The 20,990-nt window shown below is 68.9% G+C and carries 16 protein-coding genes; 12 read left to right on the forward strand and 4 right to left on the reverse strand.

The window, feature by feature from the left end:
* Positions 1-11: 11 nt before the first annotated feature.
* Complete coding sequence (locus tag AB0J62_RS12570; RefSeq protein ID WP_363868287.1) at positions 12-782, reverse strand: TetR/AcrR family transcriptional regulator; 771 nt, start codon at positions 780-782, stop codon at positions 12-14.
* Between the two features lie 163 nt (positions 783-945).
* Between AB0J62_RS12570 and AB0J62_RS12575 the strand changes: the two genes are divergently transcribed.
* From AB0J62_RS12575 to AB0J62_RS12620, 10 genes are all read left to right on the forward strand, one after another.
* Entirely contained in the window at positions 946-2,823 is a 1,878-nt protein-coding gene (locus tag AB0J62_RS12575) for an ABC transporter ATP-binding protein (RefSeq protein WP_363870436.1), read from the forward strand.
* A 132-nt stretch (positions 2,824-2,955) separates the two neighbouring features.
* On the forward strand, positions 2,956-5,943 hold the full coding sequence (locus AB0J62_RS12580) for an SNF2-related protein (RefSeq protein WP_363868290.1): 2,988 nt from the start codon (positions 2,956-2,958) through the stop codon (positions 5,941-5,943).
* Complete coding sequence (locus tag AB0J62_RS12585; RefSeq protein ID WP_363868294.1) at positions 5,940-7,094, forward strand: SWIM zinc finger family protein; 1,155 nt, start codon at positions 5,940-5,942, stop codon at positions 7,092-7,094. The genes AB0J62_RS12580 and AB0J62_RS12585 overlap by 4 nt, the downstream gene beginning before the upstream one ends.
* A gap of 139 nt (positions 7,095-7,233) precedes the next feature.
* On the forward strand, positions 7,234-7,734 hold the full coding sequence (locus AB0J62_RS12590) for an N-acetyltransferase (protein ID WP_363868297.1): 501 nt from the start codon (positions 7,234-7,236) through the stop codon (positions 7,732-7,734).
* 180 nt (positions 7,735-7,914) lie between these two features.
* Positions 7,915-9,606: an ABC transporter substrate-binding protein gene (locus AB0J62_RS12595; protein WP_363868301.1), complete on the forward strand. Its 1,692-nt coding sequence runs from the start codon at positions 7,915-7,917 to the stop codon at positions 9,604-9,606.
* Complete coding sequence (locus AB0J62_RS12600) at positions 9,603-10,556, forward strand: ABC transporter permease (protein ID WP_363868304.1); 954 nt, start codon at positions 9,603-9,605, stop codon at positions 10,554-10,556. The genes AB0J62_RS12595 and AB0J62_RS12600 overlap by 4 nt, the downstream gene beginning before the upstream one ends.
* Positions 10,556-11,428: an ABC transporter permease gene (locus tag AB0J62_RS12605; RefSeq protein ID WP_363868307.1), complete on the forward strand. Its 873-nt coding sequence runs from the start codon at positions 10,556-10,558 to the stop codon at positions 11,426-11,428. The genes AB0J62_RS12600 and AB0J62_RS12605 overlap by 1 nt, the downstream gene beginning before the upstream one ends.
* On the forward strand, positions 11,425-12,417 hold the full coding sequence (locus AB0J62_RS12610) for an ABC transporter ATP-binding protein (RefSeq protein ID WP_363868310.1): 993 nt from the start codon (positions 11,425-11,427) through the stop codon (positions 12,415-12,417). Before AB0J62_RS12605 ends, AB0J62_RS12610 begins: the two co-directional genes overlap by 4 nt.
* Positions 12,417-13,400, forward strand: coding sequence for an oligopeptide/dipeptide ABC transporter ATP-binding protein (locus AB0J62_RS12615; protein ID WP_363868313.1), 984 nt, complete (start codon positions 12,417-12,419; stop codon positions 13,398-13,400). The genes AB0J62_RS12610 and AB0J62_RS12615 overlap by 1 nt, the downstream gene beginning before the upstream one ends.
* Complete coding sequence (locus tag AB0J62_RS12620) at positions 13,397-15,166, forward strand: gamma-glutamyltransferase (protein WP_363868316.1); 1,770 nt, start codon at positions 13,397-13,399, stop codon at positions 15,164-15,166. Before AB0J62_RS12615 ends, AB0J62_RS12620 begins: the two co-directional genes overlap by 4 nt.
* Here the strand turns inward: AB0J62_RS12620 and AB0J62_RS12625 are convergent.
* Positions 15,148-15,840, reverse strand: coding sequence for a GntR family transcriptional regulator (locus AB0J62_RS12625; RefSeq protein ID WP_363868319.1), 693 nt, complete (start codon positions 15,838-15,840; stop codon positions 15,148-15,150). The genes AB0J62_RS12620 and AB0J62_RS12625 overlap by 19 nt on opposite strands.
* Positions 15,841-15,946: 106 nt before the next feature.
* Here AB0J62_RS12625 and AB0J62_RS12630 point away from each other — a divergent pair, with 106 nt between their 5' ends.
* Entirely contained in the window at positions 15,947-16,807 is an 861-nt protein-coding gene (locus tag AB0J62_RS12630) for a GNAT family N-acetyltransferase (protein ID WP_363868322.1), read from the forward strand.
* Here AB0J62_RS12630 and AB0J62_RS12635 read toward each other — a convergent pair whose 3' ends face one another.
* Positions 16,808-18,598, reverse strand: a complete 1,791-nt coding sequence (locus tag AB0J62_RS12635) for a M1 family metallopeptidase (protein WP_363868325.1) — start codon at positions 18,596-18,598, stop codon at positions 16,808-16,810. It lies immediately after the preceding gene.
* A gap of 153 nt (positions 18,599-18,751) precedes the next feature.
* On the opposite strand from AB0J62_RS12635, the gene AB0J62_RS12640 reads away from it, so the two are divergent.
* Positions 18,752-20,308, forward strand: a complete 1,557-nt coding sequence (locus AB0J62_RS12640; RefSeq protein ID WP_363868328.1) for an adenylate/guanylate cyclase domain-containing protein — start codon at positions 18,752-18,754, stop codon at positions 20,306-20,308.
* On the opposite strand, the gene AB0J62_RS12645 is transcribed toward AB0J62_RS12640, so the two are convergent.
* A complete protein-coding gene (locus tag AB0J62_RS12645; protein ID WP_363868331.1) occupies positions 20,259-20,987 on the reverse strand; it encodes a MerR family transcriptional regulator in 729 nt (242 codons plus the stop codon). The genes AB0J62_RS12640 and AB0J62_RS12645 overlap by 50 nt on opposite strands.
* Between the last annotated feature and the right edge of the window lie 3 nt (positions 20,988-20,990).

The raw sequence follows: 20,990 nt of genomic DNA on the forward strand, positions 1-20,990 counted from the left end.
CACAACTGCATTTATCCCTCCGGTGCAGACCGGTTCACCACCAGCGCGGAAACGCCGTCCAGCAGGCGTCCCAGACCATATTCGAACGCATGATCGACATCGTATGGGGCATCGAACTCACTCCCGACCGCAGTGCCGACCCGTGCCGCCAGCGGGAACTTCGCGAGGTCACTGATCTGATCCAGGTGCGGGACGTGCGCCAGCCACCACTCCTTGTCCGTCATACCTGATCGGAGGATCACCTTGTGCGCCTCGACGGCCGTTCGTACAGCGCCGTGCACGTAACCGTTGACGAGCGCGACAGTCGCGTCCATCTCCACATCACTGAGACCGATCCCCTCGACCGCGCCCAGCTCCCACTCGTACTTCGCCATCACGTTGGGACCGAGCGGCGGGCGGCTGATCGCGACCTGGAGCATCCACGGATGCCGCAGGTACAGCTCGCGGTTCTCGCGGGCGACCTCGTCGAGCTTGGCCCGCCACTCCCCCGGTACGTCGCGGCGCGGCAGCTCGCCATACACGGTGTCGAGCATGACGTCGAGCAACTCACCCTTGCCCGGGAAGTAGCGGTACAGCGTCATGGCGCCGACACCGAGGTCGTCGGCGACCCGGCGCATCGACATCGCGGCGAGACCGTCGGTGTCCGCGACCCTCAGCGCCGCCGTGACGATCTGGTCGACGGTCAGTGCCGGCTTCGGTCCGCGCGTCGGCTTCGGGCGGCGTCGCCAGAGCAGCTCGAGGCTTCTCGCGGGATCGCCGCTACCGCTGTACTCCTGATTCATGCGCGTCGTTCTTCTCGTCGGCTATACTTCGTACAGTGTACGCAGTTGACCTCAATCTTTGTCGAGGTTCTAGCGTCGGGTTTTGTCGGTGGGGCACGGAATCATCGACGGTCCACGATCGATCGGTTCGGCGGAGCCTGGAGACACAGCTGTGAGTATGGAGATGACCGCGTGGAACTCGCTGTACCACGCGATGCACGCGCAGGACGAGAAACGTCCGTTCTCGAAGGCGACGTTGCGGCGGATCCTCGCGTTCGCGCGCCCGCACCGCACCCAGCTGGTCTGGTTCCTCGTGATGAGCGTCGGGGCCGCCGTGCTCGCGGTGGCGACTCCGGTGCTGGCCGGCGAGGTGGTCAACGCGATCGTCGGCGGGAAGGCCTTCAGCGTCGTGCTGCGCTTCGCGGTGCTGATCGCGGTGATCGCGATCGCGGAGGCCGGGCTGAGCATGCTGACGCGGTGGCTGTCGGCGCAGATCGGTGAGGGACTGATCCTCGACCTGCGGACGGCGGTCTTCGACCACATCCAGCGGATGCCGATCGCGTTCTTCACCCGCACCCGGACCGGCGCGCTGGTCTCCCGGCTGAACAACGACGTGATCGGGGCGCAGCGGGCCTTCAGCGACACGTTGTCCGGTGTGGTCGGCAACCTGGTGATGCTCGTGCTGACGCTGGTGGTGATGCTGCGGGAGTCGTGGCAGATCACTCTGCTCGCGCTGGTGATCCTGCCGGTCTTCGTCATTCCGGCCCGGCGGGTCGGACAACGGCTGGCGTCGCTCGAGCGGGAGGCGGCGAACTACAACGCCACGATGAGCACGCAGATGACCGAGCGGTTCTCGGCGCCGGGTGCGACGTTGGTGAAGCTGTTCGGGCGGCCGGCGCGGGAGTCGCTGGAGTTCGCGATTCGCGCGCGACGCGTGCGGGACATCGGCGTACGGACGGCGATGGTGCAGTGGATCTTCGTGACGGCGTTGACGTTGGTGTCGGCGCTTGCGCTGGCTGTTGTCTATGGCCTCGGCGGGTTCTACGCGTTGCGGGACCAGCTCGATGCGGGCGCAGTCGTGTCGATGGCGCTCTTGCTGACACGGTTGTACGCGCCGCTGACTGCGCTGGCGAGTGCGCGGCTCGAGGTGATGACGGCGCTGGTGAGCTTCGAGCGGGTCTTCGAAGTACTGGATCTCGAGCCGCTCATCAAGGACAAGCCGGACGCGAAGCGGGTGCCTGAGGGGCCGGTGGCGGTGGAGTTCGCGAATGTGAGCTTTGCGTATCCGTCGGCGGACAAGGTCTCGCTGGCTTCGCTCGAAGAGGTCGCGAAGCTGGATACCCGGGGCGGGGTCGAGGTGTTGCACGACGTCTCGTTCCGGGCGGAGCCCGGGCAGATGGTGGCGCTCGTCGGGTCGTCCGGCGCGGGGAAGTCGACGATCGCCCAGCTGATTCCGCGGTTGTACGACGTGGACTCGGGGGCGGTGAAGCTTGCCGGGGCCGACGTGCGGGATGTGTCGGCGGAGTCGTTGCGGGAGACGCTCGGCATGGTGACGCAGGACGGTCATCTCTTTCACGATTCGATCCGGGAGAACCTGCTGCTCGCGCGGCCGGAGGCCTCCGAGGAGGACCTGTGGGATTCGCTGGAGCGGGCCCGGCTGGGTGAGCTGATCCGGTCGTTGCCCGATCAGCTCGACACGGTCGTCGGTGAGCGTGGGTACCGGCTGTCGGGTGGTGAGCGGCAGCGGTTGACGATCGCGCGGTTGCTGCTCGCACAGCCCCGGGTCGTGATCCTCGACGAGGCGACCGCCGCGCTGGACTCGACGAACGAGGCCGCGGTGCAGGCGGCGCTGACGGAAGCGCTTGCCGGCCGTACGGCGGTGGTGATCGCGCACCGGCTGTCGACGATCCGGGCCGCGGACCAGATCCTCGTGATCGAGGCCGGGCGGATCGTGGAGCGCGGCCGGCATGCGGAGCTGCTGGCGGCCGGCGGGCGGTACGAGGAGCTCTACCGGACCCAGTTCGAGCAGCCTGGTGCGGACACGGCGGTGGTAGCTGTCTAGATGGTTGCTTGAGGCATCGGTAGCGGGTTGTTCGATGAATAGCGGCATATAGCACGCCAATGGGCAAACATCCCGCCAGCGGGCCGGGGTCACGTCGGCGTACGAACGGTTGAGCAGGAGGTTGTCGGGTTGGTGGGAACGGGGCAGGAGCTGGCTGGATGCGCGGTGGTCTTCCGGCCGGCGGATCCACCACGGACAAGCCGAATAGCCTTCTGGGACCCTGCCGGCGGTGAGCTTCCACTGGGCGTCGGTGAGCAGGTCGAGCTGCAGTTGGTCCTCAATTCCCGGCTTCAGTCGGTGCGGGCGATCGAGTTGCCGGTCGCGGACGCGGTTCCGGTGCTCGGACGGATGCGGCGAGCGGCGGGGGCTCACGAGTCGGCGGCGTTCTGGGGTGGAGCCTCGCTCGTCGCCTTGCAGCTAGTTGCTCGCGGCAAGCTTCTTCCAGGCGTCTCCCCCGGCGGCTACGACGCCTGGCGCGTCGGCCCCCTCGACACCGACGACGTCACCCGAATCCTCACCCTCGCCGAATCCATGCCCCCCTCAGCCCGAGCCCTCCCACTACCAACCGCTTCCGGTCCAGCCGGATCCGCTTCCCCGCCCGCAACCGTCTCCCGCCCGGCTGCGCCGGAGCCCGCGGCCGGCTCGGCCGGCGCCGGCTCACCTCGCGCACTCGCGGGTGCATCCGGCTCGGCCGGGACCGGCTCACCTCGCGCACTCGCGGGTGCGTCCGGCTCCGGCGCGGTGGGAGGCGCGTCTGCTTCGCCGGCCGTGGGCGGTGGGGTGCGGTTGCCAGTGGCGGAGGAGTTGGTGCGGGAGTTTCTGGATGCGGTTGCTGATGGCATGCCTCGATCGCCTGCTGCGGGGAAGGCGCACCGGACGAATCTGTTCACCAGCGCGACGCCGCAGCGGGCCGGGCGGTTGCGGAGTTGGGCGGATGAGGTTTCGGCGGGGCTCGACAGCGGGGTCCGGATCTCGTTGCGGATCGAGTTGGCTGACTCATTGGTGTTCAGCGCGGTCGTGCAGCTGCACAGCCTGAAGGACCCGACGCTTGTGCGGGACGCGGACGACGTCTGGGCCGAGGATGTTCCCGGCTTCGGGCCACGGGCCCGGATCGACGCGACGCTCGCGATCCGTCGTGCCGCGCGGGTCTGGCCGGCGCTCCAGCGGTTGCTCGATTCCGCCATACCAAACCGTATGGAACTGTCCGACGAAGAGGTCGCCGAGCTGCTCGCCGGGTCGGCGCGGCGGTTGACGGCCGCCGGGGTCGATCTGCACTGGCCACGTAGCCTCGGCCGAGCGCTCACGGCCCGCGCCGCGATCACCTCCGCGGACGGACCGCCGAGCGACCTCCCCGGATTCTTCGGCGGCGACAAGACGCTCGACTTCAGCTGGCAGGTCGCGGTCGGCGACGACCCCCTGACCGAGACCGAGCTCGACCAGCTCGCCGAAGCCACCCGCCCGGTCGTTCGCCTGCGCGACCAGTGGATGCTGATCGATCCCGAGCTCGCCCGCAAAGCTCGCGAGCGCATCCTCAAACCAGTCACCCCGATCGACGCCCTCGGCGCGGCACTCACCGGCACCACCGAGATCGACGGCCGCCAGATCACCGTCACCCCGACCAAGTGGCTCGACGACCTCCGCGCCCGCATCGCCGACCCCGACGCCCACGACCGGGCCGACGAGCCCATAGAAGCACCCGTCGCGCTGCAGGCAACACTGCGCGACTACCAGCTGCGCGGTCTGCGTTGGCTCGCAAGGATGACCTCGCTCGGCCTCGGCGGTTGCCTCGCCGACGACATGGGTCTTGGCAAGACGATCACGCTCATCGCACTCCACCTCCACCGCCAACAGTCCACGGACACCACCGGCCCGACCCTCGTCGTCTGCCCCGCGTCACTCCTCGGCAACTGGGAGCGCGAGGTCCAGCGGTTCGCCCCCGGCACCCCGGTACGCCGGTTCCACGGCACCGCTCGCTCACTCGACGACGCACAGGACGGTTTCGTGCTGACGACGTACGGGACCCTGCGCCGCGACGCCGCACGACTGGCCGGCCATCGGTGGGGCCTGGTCGTCGCCGACGAGGCGCAACACGTGAAGAACCCGTCATCCGGTACGGCGAAGGCGCTACGGACCGTGCCGGGACAAGCGCGGGTCGCGCTGACCGGCACGCCAGTCGAGAACAATCTGTCCGAGTTGTGGGCGATCCTCGACTGGACCACACCTGGACTGCTCGGCCGACTCGGGACGTTCCGCAACCAGTGGGCCGCGCCGATCGAGGCCGACAAGGACGAGGAAGTCGCCGCACGCCTCGCGAAGCTGGTCCGCCCGTTCCTGCTGAGACGCAAGAAGTCCGACCCGGGCATCGCACCGGAGCTACCGCCGAAGACCGAGACCGATCAGCCGGTCTCGCTCACCCGCGAGCAGGTCGTGTTGTACGAGGCAACAGTCCGCGAGCTGATGGCCGAGGTCCGGGCAAGCAACCAGATGGCGCGACGCGGCCTGATCGTCAAGCTGCTCACCGGTCTCAAGCAGATCTGCAACCACCCGGCGCAGTACCTGAAGGAAGGCGACAACGCTCGCCTCACCGGTCGCTCCGGCAAGCTGGAACTACTCGACGAGCTGCTCGAGACCATCGTCGCCGAGGACGGCGCTGTCCTCGTCTTCACGCAGTACGTCGCCATGGCCCGACTGCTCGAGCGGCACCTCGACGGACGCGGCATCCAGACCCAGCTCCTCCACGGCGGCACGCCCGTCCCACAGCGCGAAGCGATGGTCGACCGGTTCCAGGCAGGCGAGGTGACCGTCTTCCTCCTGTCGCTCAAGGCTGCCGGCACCGGTCTCAACCTGACCCGCGCCGATCACGTCGTGCACTACGACCGCTGGTGGAATCCGGCCGTCGAGGATCAGGCGACCGACCGTGCGTACCGGATCGGGCAGACGCGTCCGGTGCAGGTTCACCGATTGATTGCCGAAGGCACCATCGAGGACCGGATCGCCGCGATGCTCGCCGCCAAACGCGAGCTGGCCGAAGCCGTTCTCAGCGGCGGCGAGGCCGCGTTGACCGAGCTGTCGGACGCGGAGCTTGCCGATCTCGTCGAGCTGCGGGGAGGTCGGCGATGAACGACGCACAGGGATTCCCGGCGTTCGCGCGGCAACAGCGGAGTACGCGGGGGCGGTCGTGGTGGGCACGGGCGTGGGTGCAGGCGATGGAGGACACGTCGCTCGACTCCGACCAGCTGCGCAAGGGCCGCCGGTATGCGAACTCGGGACAGGTTGGGACCATCACGATCAGCCCGGGCCGGATCGCCGCCACGGTCTACTCCCCCGAAGACACGTACGAGTCGGTCGTCCATGTCGACGAGTTGAGCGCCGAGGACTGGCGACGGTTCAGTGAGCAGGTCGCGGCGCGGTCCGGCCACATCGCGGCGTTGCTGGACGGCGAGATGCCGCATGACCTGGTCGAGGCCGCGGCCGACGCAGGAGTCACGCTCTTGCCAGGCATCGGCGACCTCGACCCGAGCTGCACGTGCGACGCATGGGAGCTGCCCTGCCAGCACGCGGCCGCTCTCTGCTATCAGGTCGCGTGGCTCCTCGACGCCGACCCGTTCGTCCTGCTACTGCTTCGCGGCCGCACGCGCGAGAGCCTCCTCGACGGACTCCAAGCCTCGGAACAAGCCTCGGAACTGACCGAGCCCGGGATCTCAGTGGCTGAGGTCCTCGCGGCCGCCTCCGCAGAATTGCCGGACGTGCCCGACCTACCGAAGAAGGTCGGCCTCGACGACCTGGCGGTAACGGCTGTCGAACCACCGGAAGGCATCGGGCCGGCCGTCCTCCAACTCCTCGTCCTCGACGCGGCCCGCCGGGCCAGAGCCATCCTCAACGCTCTCCTCCACGCGATCCCGGAGCCACAACCGTTGGACGAGTGGCAGGACACGATCCGCCTCGCCGCCGACTTCCTCGAGCTCACCACACCGTTGACCGAGGCAACCGGCCAGGACCTTGCCCTCGGCATCCAAGCCTGGCGGTACGGCGGCGCGCCCGGCCTCGACGTACTCGAACACACCTGGACGCCCAACCCCGCCGACCTCAACCGGGCCCGGACCGGGCTCCAAGCGGCGGACGTCACCGCCTCGGACAACCGACTGACCATCGGCACCGACGCCCAGGTCAGGCTCGATCGCAACGGCCGATGGCACCCGTACCGGCTCGTCGACGGCGTCTGGACGCCGGCCGCTCCGCCATCCATAGATCCGTTCGTCGCCGACTGGTAAATCCGGTGCATCCACATCGTCCGCCCGGTTAGGGTGGCCGCGACTTCGAAGGAGGAGGTGGGTTGATGACCGCGACGTTCCGGGCTGCCGCACGCCCGGTCACTCAACCTCATCCACCAACCTTCGAAAGGGACCACCGTTGTCCATCACCTGGAACACCCGCGTCGAGACACCGCCCGACGTCGAACTGATCCGCGATATCACCCGGCAGGCGTTCGGCCGCCAGTACGAGGTCGACTTCCTCGACGCCCATCGGGCCGACCCGGTCGCCTGGCTCCCCGGTTTCATGATCGTCGCGACCACGCCCGACGATCAGCCGGTCGCCTACGCAGCCCTCACCCGCTGCCACATCGGCGACAAGCCCGTCCTCTCGCTCGGGCCGGTCGCCGTGCTTCCGGCGTACCAGAAGCAAGGTGCCGGCAGTGCGGCCGTGCGGGCCGCACTGGCCACGGCGCGTGATGGTGGCGAAGGAACGGTTGTCGTGCTCGGTCACGACACGTACTACCCGCGGTTCGGATTCCGGCAGGCGACCGAGTTCGGCGTCCATCACCCGCAGTACGACGGACCGAATCTGATGGCGCTCGCGCTGGACGACCGCGCCGTACCGGCCGGGGAGCTCACGTACCCCGTCACCGTCTGACATCGGGTCGCCGGAGGCCGTGCTGCAGCCTCCGGCGACCCCAACGGTCGTCGGCGTTGAACGTTCCACTCCGAGTACGGCGAGCGGTCGTAAAAGGTTCAGCCAAACTCGCCGAATCACTTGCGCACCCACCTTGTATACATGAAACAGTCGACGGAACCGCCTACTCAGGAGCCCGCGATGACTCGTCGACTTCCGCTGTCCCTGACCCGTTTCACCGTGAGTAACCGCCGCCGGAAAGCGGCCGGTGTCGGCGCCGCCGTCATCGCGCTGGCGCTGGTCGGCACAGCCTGCTCCCCCGTTGAGCCGGCCGGGAACGACGCCAGCAGCGGCACGCAGTCACCGGCCGGGCAGGACGTGTTCGGCGAGCCTGCCGATGCATCGCAGGTCAAGCAGGGCGGGACGCTGACCGTTGCCTTGTCCGCCGACCCGGACAAACTCGACCCGACGCTGTCGCGCAGCCTCTACTCGCGCTACGTCTTCCACACGATGTGCGAGAAGCTCTACGACCTCGGATCGGACGCGAAGATCGTGCCGCAGCTCGCCACCGCGCTGCCGACGATCTCCTCCGACGGTCTGAGCCTGACGATCCCGTTGAAGCAGGGCGTGAAGTTCGCCGACGGCGGGACCTTCGACTCGAACGCGGTGAAGATCTCGCTGAACCGCGACCTCACACTCGCCGGCTCCGCCCGCAAGAGCGAGCTCGGTCCGATCACCTCGATCGAGACGCCGGACCCGAAGACGGTCGTGATCAAGCTGTCCAAGCCGTTCGCCCCACTGACCGCCGCGCTGGCCGACCGGGCCGGCATGGTGCTCAGCCCGGCCGCCGTCGCGAAGCTCGGTGCGAACTTCTCCAATGCGCCGGTCTGCGTCGGCCCGTTCAAGTTCGCCAGCCGTGTCGCGCAGAACTCGATCAAGGTCGTGAAGGACCCGATGTACTACGACGCCGCGAAGGTGCACCTCGACGCGATCGAGTACCGGATCATCACCGACTCGAGCATCCGCTCGGCGAACCTGAAGTCCGGGGACGCGCAGGTGGCCGACTCGTTGTCGACGCAGGACACCCCGGCGCTGCAGAAGGACGACAGTGTGACGGTGCTGCAGTCGCAGTCGCTCGGGTACCAAGGTCTGACGATCAACATCGGCAACTCGAACGGCATCGGGAACCCGCTCAAGTCGCTCGGTACTCCGCTCGCCAAGGACCCGCGGGTGCGGCAGGCGCTGGCGTTGTCGATCGACCGCGACGCGTTGGTGAAGTCGCTCTTCGGCGGCCTCAACACCGTTGCCTGCTCCCCGATCTCCCCGAAGAGCGAGTTCACCTCGGATGCGGCGCAGGTCTGCCCGGCGCACGATCCGGCGAAGGCGAAGAAGTTGCTCGCCGACGCCGGCGTGAGTACGCCGTACAAGGTCGAGATGGTGACGTCGAACAACCCGGACAGCCTGCGGCTCGCCCAGGCGTTGCAGGGGATGGTGAAGGAGGGCGGATTCGACCTGGTGATCAAGCCGGTCGAGTACGCCGCGCTGCTCGACCAGCAGGACCGTGGTGACTTCGAACTGCTCCAGCTCGGATGGTCCGGCCGGGTCGACCCCGACGCCAACATCTTCAACTTCGTCGGCACCACCGGCAGCCAGAACGTCTCCGGCTACAGCAGCCCGGACCTCGACAAGCTCCTCACCGACGCGCGTCAGTCCACCGACCAGGCGCAGCGCGTCAAGCTGTACGGCGACGTGGTCACCAAGCTCCAGCAGGACGACCCGATCATCTACATGTACCGGCAGCGCAACCTGACCGGCGTCTCCAAGAAGCTGCTCGGCATCCAGGTCTACCCGGACGGCGTGATCCGCACAGCCTTCGCGGGATTCGCCAAGTGAGGCGGTACCTGCTCAACCGGCTGTGGCAGAGCGTGGTGACGCTCGTGCTCGCGACGATCGTGGTGTTCGTCGGAGTCCGGGCGTTGCCGGGCGATCCGGCGTTGGCGCTGGCCGGTGAGGATCGGGATCCGGAGTCGCTGCGGGCGATCCGGCAGCAGTACGGGCTGGATCAGTCGTGGCTGGTGCAGTTCTGGCAGTTCGTCAGTCACGCCGCGCGGGGCGATCTGGGCCAGTCGATCCGGACCGGCGCCCCGGTGCGGTCGATGATCTTCAGCGCGTTGCCGGTGACGATCGAATTGTCGGTGCTCGCGATCCTGATCGCCGGCGTCATCGGCGTCGGCGCAGGAGTCGTGGCCGCGGTACGCCGGGGTGGGCCGGCCGAATGGGCCGCGAACGCCCTTGCGCTGCTGGGATTGTCGGTGCCGCATTTCTGGCTCGGGCTGATGGCGATCCTGTACCTGTCCGTTGCCCTCGGCCTCTTTCCCGCGTCCGGCTTCGTCCCGTTCTTCACCAACCCGGTGGACAACCTCCACCACCTCATCCTGCCCGCGCTGATCCTCGGCACCGGCCTGGCCGCGGTGATCATGCGCCAGACCAGATCCTCGATGCTCGACGCACTCGGTGCCGACTACATCCGGACGGCCGAAGCCAAAGGCCTCCCGCCCAAGGCAGTGATCGGAAAGCATGCCCTGCGCAACAGTCTCATCGTCGTCGTCACGATCGTCGGGCTCCAGCTGGGCGCGCTGATCTCGGGCGCCGTCGTCACCGAGCGGATCTTCGCGCTGCCCGGGTTCGGCAAGCTCACCGTCGACGCCGTCTTCCAGCGCGACTACCCGGTCATCCAGGCGGTCGTGCTCGTCACGGCGACGGCGTACATCGTGATCAACCTGCTAGTCGATCTCCTGTACTCGGTCATCGACCCGCGGATCCGCGTGCGAGGTGAGGCATGATGGCAGTCGCCGAAGCGATCGCGCCGCCGCGGAGCAACAGCCGCCGAGTGGTACGCCGGGTGTTCCGCAACCCGCTCGCACTGACCGGCCTCGCAGTACTCGCGATCGCGGTCATCCTGGCGGTGTTCGCGAACTGGCTGGCGCCGCACGAACCCACCCAGACGAACCTCGGCAACGCGTTCGCCCCGCCAGGGACGGCCGGGTACCTGCTGGGCACCGACGACCTCGGCCGGGATGTTCTGTCGCGCATCATGTTCGGGCTGCGTGCGTCGTTGCACGTCGGCATTCTCGCGGTCGCGTTCTCGCTGGTGATCGGCGTACCGCTCGGGCTGATCGCGGGATACTTCCGCACGGTCGACGCGCTGATCTCGCGGCTCACCGACCTGGTCCTGGCGTTCCCGTTCCTGATCCTCGCGGTCGGACTGGCCGCGATCCGCGGCGCGAGCCTCGGCAACGCGGCGATCGCGATCGGCATCGCGCAGATCCCCGGCATGATCCGGATCGTCCGCTCGGAGACGCTGCGGCTCAAGTCGCTCGACTTCGTCTCAGCCGCGATCGTCGAGGGCGCCAGCGATGCGTGGGTGCTCGGCCGGCACATCCTGCCGAACGCCGGCTCGGCCGTCATCGTCCAGGCGACCGTCGGCATCCCGGCCGCGATCCTCGGCGAGGCCGTGCTGTCCTTTCTCGGCCTCGGCATCCAGCCGCCGGCGCCGAGCCTCGGCACAATGCTGGCCGACGCCCAGCAGTTCGCGTCCCGAGCGCCTTGGGCCGCCGTCATGCCAGGTGTCGCGATCATGCTGCTGACGCTGGCGTTCAACATCGTCGGCGACAGCCTCCGCGACGCCCTCGATCCGAAGGCGAGCCGTCGATGACCGTAGCTACTAATGGGCAAGTCCTGGCAGTCAAAGACCTGTCCGTCACGTTCCGGACCGAGGACGGCCGGGTGTCGGCGGTCGACAACGTCAGCTTCGAGGTCGCGGACGGCGAAGTGCTCGCGGTCGTCGGCGAATCCGGCTGCGGCAAGAGCGTCACCGCGATGAGCATCGCCGGTCTGCTCCCCCGCACCGCGACCGTCGACGGTTCGGTCCGGCTCGACGGCACCGAGCTGATCGGCGCCGACAAGCGCACGCTCCGCTCGATCCGTGGCCGCGAGGTCGCGTACATCTTCCAGGAGCCGATGACCTCGCTGAACCCGGTCTTCACCGTCGGCCACCAGATCAGCGAAGTACTGCGAACGCACATCGGCCTGAACCGTCAGGCAGCAGAGGCCCGCGCGATCGAGCTGCTGAAGCTCGTCGGCATCCCGTCCGCGGAGCGTCGTATCAGCGACTATCCACACCAGCTCTCCGGCGGGATGCGCCAGCGGGTGATGATCGCGATGGCAGTTGCCTGCGATCCGAAGGTCCTGATCGCCGACGAGCCCACCACAGCGCTCGACGTCACGATCCAGGCCGGCATCCTCGACGTGCTGCGAGGACTGCGCGAACGCCTCGGCACGAGCATCGTCCTGATCACGCACGACCTCGGCGTCGTCGCGGACCTCGCCGACCGGGTCGCGGTGATGTACGCCGGGCGCGTGGTCGAGACCGCGGAGGTGCACGAGATCTTCGCCAAGCCCCAGCACCCGTACACGGTCGGACTGCTCGGTGCGTCGCCGGCCGCCGGACGGCATGCGGAGACTGATCGACTGAGCGAGATCCCCGGCCTGGTGCCGGTCCTGTCCGAGCAGCCGGACGCGTGTACGTTCGCCGACCGCTGCTCCCGGGCGAGCGAGACCTGTACGACGTCGCAGCCCGAGCTCACGGACGGCGTACATCGGGTCGCGTGCTGGCACCCGGTCCGAGAAGCCGTGGAGGTCTGATGGAATCCCTCGCCCTCGAGGTGGAGGACCTCGTCATGCACTTCGGCCCGGTGCGCGCCGTCGACGGCGTTACGCTCCGGATCAAGCAAGGCTCTGTGGTCGCGTTGGTCGGCGAGAGCGGCAGCGGGAAATCGACCGTTGGCCGTTGCATAGTCCGGCTGCTGGAGCCCACCGATGGAACGGTCCGGCTGGCGGGAGTCGACGTGACGCATCTGTCCCGTCGTCAACTCCGGCCGCATCGCCGCGACGTGTCGATCGTCTTCCAGGACCCGGCCGGCTCGCTCGACCCCCGGTTTACCGTCGGCGACATCGTGGGCGAGCCGCTGCGGCTGATGCGACGCAAGGACATCCCGGCCAAAGGTCGTGAGGCACTGCGCCGCGTCGGTCTGCGCCCTGAGGTCGCGCAGCGCGCCCCACATGAGCTGTCGGGCGGTCAGCGCCAGCGGGTGAGCATTGCGCGCGCATTGATCTCCGAGCCTCGGTTACTGGTCGCAGACGAGCCGACCAGTGCGCTGGACGTGTCGGTGCAGGCCTCCGTCCTCAATCTGCTCGCCGACCTCCAGCGGGACCTCGGGTTTGCCTGTCTCTTCATCACGCACGACCTGTCCGCGGTCGAGTACCTCGCGGACGAGGTCGCGGTGATGTACCTCGGCCAGTTGGTCGAGCAGGGTCCGCGGGCCCGCATCTTCGGGAGCCCGTCCCATCCGTACACGCAAGCGCTGCTGTCCGCGGCGCCCGTACCCGATCCAGCCGAGCAGCGTGCCCGACGGCCCGTCCTACTGGGCGACGACCTGCCGTCGGCGCTCGATCCGCCGCCCGGGTGCCGCTTCCACACCAGATGCCCGGTTGCCGTGGACAAATGCCGGACAGTCGTGCCGGAGACCCGCACGATCGGCGAGGCTGGACACCAGGTGGCCTGCCACCTCGTCAACGACGACGGCACCGGACCCGACGTACGACCTACTAAAGGAGTTGCCCGATGACGTTCACCACCCGGCCCACGCTGCGCGGCACGTTCGGGATGGTTTCGTCCACGCATTGGCTGGCGTCGCAGTCGGCCATGCGGATCCTCGAGCTCGGTGGGAACGCGTTCGACGCGGGCGCCGCGGCCGGATTCGTGCTGCACGTGGTCGAACCGCACCTCAACGGGCCCGGTGGTGAGGTGCCGGCGATCATCGCGACCGCCGACGACCCCGCGCCGCGCGTGCTGTGCGGCCAAGGTGTCGCCCCGGCCGGCGCGACGATCGAGTACTACCGCTCGCTCGGCCTCACGCTGGTGCCCGGCTCAGGCCCGCTGGCGGCGACGGTCCCGGGTGCCGTCGACGCCTGGCTGCTGCTGCTGCGTGATCACGGCACGCTGCCGCTGCGCGTCGTACTGGAGCCGGCGATCGAGTACGCGCGCGACGGCCATCCGCTGGTGCCGCGGGTCGCCGACACGATCAGCACCGTGCAGGAGTTGTTCGAGAACCACTGGCAGACGTCGGCCGCACTCTGGCTCAAGGACGGCCGGCCGGTGACTGGACGGTTCAGCAACGAGGCGTACGCCGCGACGCTCGAGAAGCTCGTCGTCGAAGGCGAGGCGGCCGGGGCAGACCGGCAGTCCCAGATCGAGCAGGCGCGGAAGAGCTGGCGGGAAGGGTTCGTCGCCGAGGCGGTCGACAAGTTCGCGCGGCTGCCACACCGCGACTCCAGCGGCGAGGACCACGTTGGGCTGATCACGGGCGATGACATGGCCGCCTTCGAGGCGACCTGGGAGGACCCCGCGACGTACGACTGGAACGGGTACACGGTCGCCAAGACCGGGCCTTGGGGCCAGGGGCCGGGACTGCTGCAGTCCCTCGCCGTACTCTCGGCGCTCGGCGACGTCGACCTGAACAGCGCCGAGGGTGTGCACACGACGGTCGAGGTCATGAAGCTGTCGTACGCCGACCGCGAGGCCTGGTACGGCGACGGCGCCGACGTACCGCTCGACACGCTCCTGTCGCCCGGGTACGCCGCCGACCGGGCGAAGCTGATCGGTCGGAACGCATCGCTCGACCTTCGACCCGGCAGTCCGGACGGGCGCGAGCCGCGGCTCGCGTCCGTTGCCACCGGCAACAGCATCGGCACCGAAACCGGCGACGCCACCACCGGCGAGCCGACGGTGTCGTCCGGTGGCGTGACCCGCGGCGACACCTGCCACGTCGACGTGATCGACAAGTGGGGCAACCTGATCTCCGCGACGCCGAGCGGTGGTTGGCTGCAGTCCTCGCCGACGATCCCGGAGCTCGGGTTCTGCCTCGGCAGCCGGGCGCAGATGTTCTGGCTCGAGGAAGGACTGCCGGCCTCGCTCGCGCCCGGCAAGCGGCCGCGCACCACGTTGACGCCGACCCTCGTACTCCGCGACGGCGAACCGCTGATGGCGTGTGGATCGCCCGGTGGCGACCAGCAGGACCAGTGGCAGTTGCTGTTCCTGCTCCGGCACCTCGGCGCCGGGATGGATCTGCAGGAGGCGATCGACGCCCCGGCCTGGCACACGACCGGTTTCCCGTCGTCGTTCTACCCGCGCACGACCGAGCCCGGCGGCCTGGTGATGGAGACCCGGGTCGGCAAGGACATCCGCGACGAGCTGGTACGGCGCGGGCACGTCGTCACCGATTCGGATGCGTGGAGCCTCGGCCGGCTGTGTGCCGTACGGAAGGAAGCCGACGGTGTGCTCGCCGCGGCGGCCAACCCGCGTGGGATGCAGGGCTACGCGGTCGGGCGCTGACCGAACGCCGCCTTCGCGGCCGCCTCCACGTGCAGACGGGCGGCCGTGGTGGCGGCTGCCGCGTCGCGTGCCTCGATGGCGTCGACAAGGCGGACATGTTCCTCGGACGAGTGCGGCGCGCGCTGGGCGGCGCCGACGCGGAACACCCAGTGGACGTGGTAGTACATCGCCGATGAGATCGAGTGCAGCCAGCGGTTCTCGCTGACCTCGATCACGGCCCGGTGGAACGCACTGTTGAGCTCGGCGACGCGGTCGAAGTCCTCGACCTCGGTGGCTTTGCTCGCGTCGTCGATCAGCCTGCGCAAGGTGGCGATCCCCTCGGACGTCGCACGTTCTGCCGCGAGACCCGCGGCCAGCGTTTCGAGCTGCTCACGCACGGCGAACAGGTCGCGGACCGCGGTCTCGTCGAGCGTCGCGACGACGGCGCCACGGCGCGGGAGGATCTGGACGAACCCCTCGGCCTCGACCACTCGGAGCGCCTCACGCACCGGGTTCCGCGAGACACCGAAGTCGTCCGCGAGCCGGGTCTCGGTCAGCCGCTCCCCCTGGCGGTAATCGCCGTCGATGATCCGCCGGCGCAGCTCCGCGAGCACCTGCTCGCGCAGCGCGACATGATCGGCACCGATCGTGCGGATCGCCGGGTCCCGCGTGGCCTCCCCATCCAGTTGCTCCACCCGTTAGCTCCTCTCCCCGTCGCCTCTCCCCGTGTGACCTGCGCGCCACGGTAGCCGATCGACCGACCGGCGGCACGTGATCCCGCGATCGGGTTAAATTGGCGGCTTGAGCGTCCGACTGATTCCGCTGACGGATCCCGACTGCCGGCCGTCCAGCCGCCGCATCGCGTGGCTCGCCGCCGAGGACGACGGCACGCCGGTGGGGTCCGCGTTCCTCCGGCTCGACAGCCGGCCCAGCCACGCGCATCTGGGTGAGTTCGAGCTCACCGTGCATCCGGCCGAGCGGCGCCGCGGTATCGGGTCGCAGTTGCTCGATGCGGTGGTCGCCGGTGCGCGCGACAACGGGGTGCAGGCGCTACTCGCCGATGTGAACGTCGAGTCTGTCGGCGACCAGTTCCTCGAGCATCACGGCTTCGAGATCGGGCTGACACTGATCTACACGCGGCTCGATCTGTCCGACGCGGTTCCCGACGTACCGGAAGTGCCTGGGTATCGCTTGATCTCGTGGGAGGGCGTCGTACCGGATGAGCTGGTGCAGTCGTTCACCGATGCCCGCACCGGGATGGACGACGCACCGACGGGGACGATCTCAGTCGGCGCGGACGTCTGGGACGTCGAGCGGACGCGGCACGCCGCGCAGGTCATTGCCCAACGCGGCGATCACCTTTCCGTCGTTGCAGCCCTCGACGAGACCGGGCAGATCGTTGGCTTCACCGAGGTCGTCGTGCCAGGCGATGGGAAGGGCGACGGGCAGCACTACGGCACCGCCGTACTCCCCGCCCACCGCGGCCGCGGCCTCGCCCTCTGGATGAAGGCCGCCCAGATCCACACGACCCGCCACCGCTTCCCCGACCTCGACGGCCTGCTCACCGACACCGTCGACACCAACACGCCCATGCGGCGAATCAACGACCGACTCGGCTACCGCCCGGGCTACGAGGTCAACCGCCGCAAGCTGGACGTCTGACTACTGGCCGAGGATGCGCTGTACGGCCGCGGTCGTGATCGGGTGGTAGCCCGGACGGGCTTTGGCGAAGACCTCGGCGGCGAAGGCTCGATCGGTGCCGGCCAGGGCCTGGTAGACGGGCAGGACCAGTTTCATCCGACCGACCTTGGTGAGGAACTCGGCCATCTCGGCGTACGCCGCCTCGTAGCTGCTGGCGGCGACGATCTGGTACCAGCGGCGGGCGATCTCGCCGTTCGCAGTTCCGGTGAGACCGAACGCGCGATCCAGCTGCTGCAGGAGAAGCGGGCTCAGTACGTCGGGGGCCGCGTCGAGGAAGCGCAGCCACTCCTGCGTCGTCCACTGCCCCGCGCCCTGCGGTAGCTCGCCCGTCTTCAGCCAGAGATCGCGCGCCTCGTCGACCACCTGGAACCGCTGCGACACCGCACGCGCCGCGAACGCCGGGATGCCCGGCTCGTACAACCAGGCCGCCAGTTCCTCGGCCGTCACCACGTCCGGGTGCTCCGAGAGCAGGTGCTCCTGCAGGTGCTCGACGAAGTTGTCGGTGTTGATGCTCCGGAACGCGAACCGGTCGAAGTACCCGCGCAGGAACGGATCGAACACCTCGCGCGAGAACCGCTCCTCCAGCCACGACAGGAACCACGACCCCTTCAGCGGGCCGGTCGACGTCTTGCCGTGGTACTCCGAGCGGTGGTGCAGGCCGGGCAGCTCGACCGCCAGCTCGGCCGGCGTCAGCGGGTCGAGCTTAACGACCGTCGCGTGCTGCTTGATCGCGGTCTCCATCAGCGCGAACTCGGTCCCGTAGACAGCCTCGACGATCCGGTTCTCGACGTACGACGTGAAGCCCTCGTTCAGCCAGATATCGTCCCAGCTGTCCTGCGTGACGAGGTTGCCCGACCAGCTGTGCGCGAGCTCGTGCGCGATCACGCTGACCAGCGACTTGTCCCCGATCACCACGGTCGGCGTCGCGAACGTCATCCGCGGGTTCTCCATGCCGCCGTACGGGAACGACGGCGGAAGCACGAGCAGGTCGTACCGGCCCCAGCGATACGGGCCGAACAGCTCCTCGGTGACCCGCATCATCTCTTCGGTGTCGGAGAACTCGGTCGCCGCCTGCCGCACCGTCGCGGGCTCCGCCCAGACGCCGGACCGCTCGCCGAGCGGCTCGAACACCAGGTCGCCCGCCGCGATCGCCAGCAGGTACGACGGAATCGGCTCGGGCATCACCACGTCGTACGAGCCGGTCCGGCGCGACGTCGTACCGTTGTCGGCACTCATCAGCACCATCAGCTCCGGCGGCGCGGTCACGTGGGCGGCGTAGCTGAACCGCACGCTCGGGGTGTCCTGGACCGGGACCCAGCTGCGGGCATGGATCGCCTGCGACTGACTGAACATGAACGGCATCACGCCGCCGGCCGTCATCGCGGGCTCCAGCCACTGCAGACCGGTCGCGGTCGGAGCCGTCCGGTAGCTCACCTTGACCCGCGGATGCCTCGACGTACGGATCGTCAGCGCGGCGCCGAGCTCCGTGTCCGGAACGGCCAGGCTGTACTCGAGCGGCTCCCAGTCGTCGCCTGACGGACCCTCGACCTGCCCCTCGACCCCCAGCACGGTGAGGTCGCGGGTGTCCAGGACGAGGCGGTCACCGCTGTTTGACTCTGTGCCGGTCCAGGCGAGGGTGTGCGTGGCACTCCCGGCCAGCACCTTCTCGTCGAAGTCGAGCACAAGATCCAGCTCGAGATGGGTGGTCCGAACCAGGGCAGGCTCGGCGTAGGAGTGGCGATCGTGCGTCACGGAAGCTCCCCGAGTGAGGCGTCCGGGGAACAGTACCCAGGTCCCAGCCCGATCGGTCGTCCGATCTGAGCCAGCCGCACCACCGTGCCAAAACCCTGCTTCGGTCCTGACACAGGTTGCGGAAATGGGGGTGCGACCTAGCAGACTGTGACCATGATGACCCAGGGGAATCCGGAGCTGGTGCTGAAAAGGCGGCCGTTCGGATCCTGGCTGCTCGGTCCGGCCGACCAGAGCGCGCGGCGGCTGCGTTTGCGCCTGCAGGTCCTGATGACGACGTTCTCGATCGGCACCAACCTGATCGGCGCGCTGGTGGTGTTCGTCCTCGCGGTCTACGTGCTCCCGGGCCCGTCGCTGATCGATCAGCTGCAGCTCGCCGACGCGATCATCATCCCGGCGTACTTCGTGCTCGCGATCGCCGTCGGCTGCGTCTGGAGCACGCGGCTGACCCGTCGGGTGACGCGCTGGGTGGAGCTCGAGCGACCGGCCACCCGCCGGGAGCAGATCGCCACGCTGCAGTTGCCGCTGCGACTCACGCTCATCCAGGTGCTGCTCTGGCTGGTCGCCGCCGTGATCTTCACCGTGATGACTGTGCTCCTGCAGCCGGAGAACGCGCTGCGCGTCGCCCTCACGGTCATCGACGGCGCGATCATCACCTGTTCGGTCTCGTATCTGCTCACCGAGTTCGCGCTCCGGCCGGTCGCTGCGCGGGCGCTGGCCGACTCGTCGCCGCCGCGACGGCTGCTCGCGGCGGGGTTGAAGGCGCGGACGGTCTTCTTCTGGGCGGTGGGTTCCGGCGTACCGGTGGCCGGGCTGATGCTGGCCGCCGTCCTCGCGTTGATCGAGGGCGATGTCACCCCGACGCGACTCTCGGTCGTGATCCTTGCCTTGGGCATCGTGGCGCTCGGCAACGGTTGGCTGCTGACGATGCTGTCGGCGCGGTCCGTGGTGGCGCCGGTCCGGTCGGTGCGGGACGCGCTGAGTCTGATCGGCGAGGGCCGGCTCGATGTGAGCATCCCGGTCTTCGACGGCACCGAGCTGGGTTCGCTGCAGGCCGGGTTCAACCGGATGGCCGAAGGACTGCGCGACCGCGAGCGGATCCGGGATGTCTTCGGCCGGTACGTCGGTCCCGGTGTCGTGCAGGAAGCGCTGAGCAGCGACCGGCTCGGCGGCGAGGAGCGGTACGTCGCGGTGCTGTTCGTCGATCTGGTCGGCTCGACCGAACTCGCGATGAACCGGCCGCCGACCGAGGTCGTGCAGCTGCTCAACCGGTTCTTCGCGATCGTGGTCGACGAGGTGGATCGGCAGGGCGGGTTCGTGAACAAGTTCGCCGGTGATGCGGCGCTGGCGATCTTCGGGGCGCCGGCCGAGCTCGCGGATCCGGCCGGGAGCGCGTTGTGCGCCGGACGGGAGCTGGCGCGCCGGCTCGACGAAGAGTTGCCGGAGGCAACCGCCGGGATCGGCGTGACGGCCGGGATCGTGGTGGCCGGTACGGTCGGCGACGTACGGCGGCACGAATACACCGTGATCGGCGATCCGGTGAACGAGGCGGCGCGGCTGAGCGAGCTGGCGAAGGCTGCACCGGGTCGGTTGATCGCCTCGATGGCCGCGGTCGAGCAGTCGGCGCCGGTCGAGGCTGATCAGTGGCGGACGACCGAGCAGATCACCGTGCGCGGACGGTCGGCTCCGACCCGGTTGGCTGTTCCTGGTTGATCAGCTGATGCAGCAGCGCGGAGCCGTACAGCATCGCCTTGGTCTGGCGGTCGTGCGCTGCGCGGCGCTCGGCGATCGCAGTACGCAGAGCCTCCGTGCTGCCAGTCCTTCGGAGGCCGTCGAGGACGGGCCTGATCTGCTCGAAGTAGTAGCGGCCTTGTCGGAGCATGTGAATGATCCGTGCGTCCCGGACCTGTTCGGGGCCATAGCGGCGGTACTTCGTTCCCGGCTCTCGGGTTGGCGCGAGCAGGCCCGCGGCTTCCCAGACTCGTAGCGCCGAGGTGCGAATGCCGAGGCGGTGCGCCAACTCTCCGACGAGCAGGGACGGCCCGGTGAGTTCGTCGACGTTCTCGGCGGCGAGTGCGGCGAGGGCTTCACTTGCGGCGTCGGTTGCGAGGCGTTGCTCGTGGAGTGCGGCGTGGGCTGCATCGACGAGGCGGTAGGCGAGGCCTTCGTCTCCGGCGTGGACGGCGCGCATGATCTCGGTGGCGGTCTCCGCGCCGAAGCCCGGCGCGAGCGCGCGGTACGTCAACAGCGCCGAGACGTGCTCCGGGCCGTACTGCCGGTATCCGGTGTCGGACCGCGGCGCCGGCGGCAGGATGCCGGCCGCTTCGTAGTTGCGAACGAGCTGGGTCGAGACCCCGGCCCGGCGCGCCAGGTCAACCGGCCGGAGCCCCATCTG

The sequence above is a fragment of the Kribbella sp. NPDC049584 genome (assembly GCF_040675555.1).
Classification (GTDB): Bacteria; Actinomycetota; Actinomycetes; order Propionibacteriales; family Kribbellaceae; genus Kribbella.

Excerpts from the sequence above, each read along its gene's own strand:
- AB0J62_RS12585 (WP_363868294.1), top strand. The coding sequence starts at position 5,940 with ATGAACGACGCACAGGGATTCCCGGCGTTCGCGCGGCAACAGCGGAGT.
- AB0J62_RS12605 (WP_363868307.1), top strand. The coding sequence starts at position 10,556 with ATGGCAGTCGCCGAAGCGATCGCGCCGCCGCGGAGCAACAGCCGCCGA.
- AB0J62_RS12645 (WP_363868331.1), bottom strand. The coding sequence starts at position 20,987 with ATGGGGCTCCGGCCGGTTGACCTGGCGCGCCGGGCCGGGGTCTCGACC.
- AB0J62_RS12615 (WP_363868313.1), top strand. The coding sequence starts at position 12,417 with ATGGAATCCCTCGCCCTCGAGGTGGAGGACCTCGTCATGCACTTCGGC.
- AB0J62_RS12570 (WP_363868287.1), bottom strand. The coding sequence starts at position 782 with ATGAATCAGGAGTACAGCGGTAGCGGCGATCCCGCGAGAAGCCTCGAG.
- AB0J62_RS12595 (WP_363868301.1), top strand. The coding sequence starts at position 7,915 with ATGACTCGTCGACTTCCGCTGTCCCTGACCCGTTTCACCGTGAGTAAC.
- AB0J62_RS12640 (WP_363868328.1), top strand. The coding sequence starts at position 18,752 with ATGATGACCCAGGGGAATCCGGAGCTGGTGCTGAAAAGGCGGCCGTTC.
- AB0J62_RS12620 (WP_363868316.1), top strand. The coding sequence starts at position 13,397 with ATGACGTTCACCACCCGGCCCACGCTGCGCGGCACGTTCGGGATGGTT.
- AB0J62_RS12610 (WP_363868310.1), top strand. The coding sequence starts at position 11,425 with ATGACCGTAGCTACTAATGGGCAAGTCCTGGCAGTCAAAGACCTGTCC.
- AB0J62_RS12575 (WP_363870436.1), top strand. The coding sequence starts at position 946 with ATGACCGCGTGGAACTCGCTGTACCACGCGATGCACGCGCAGGACGAG.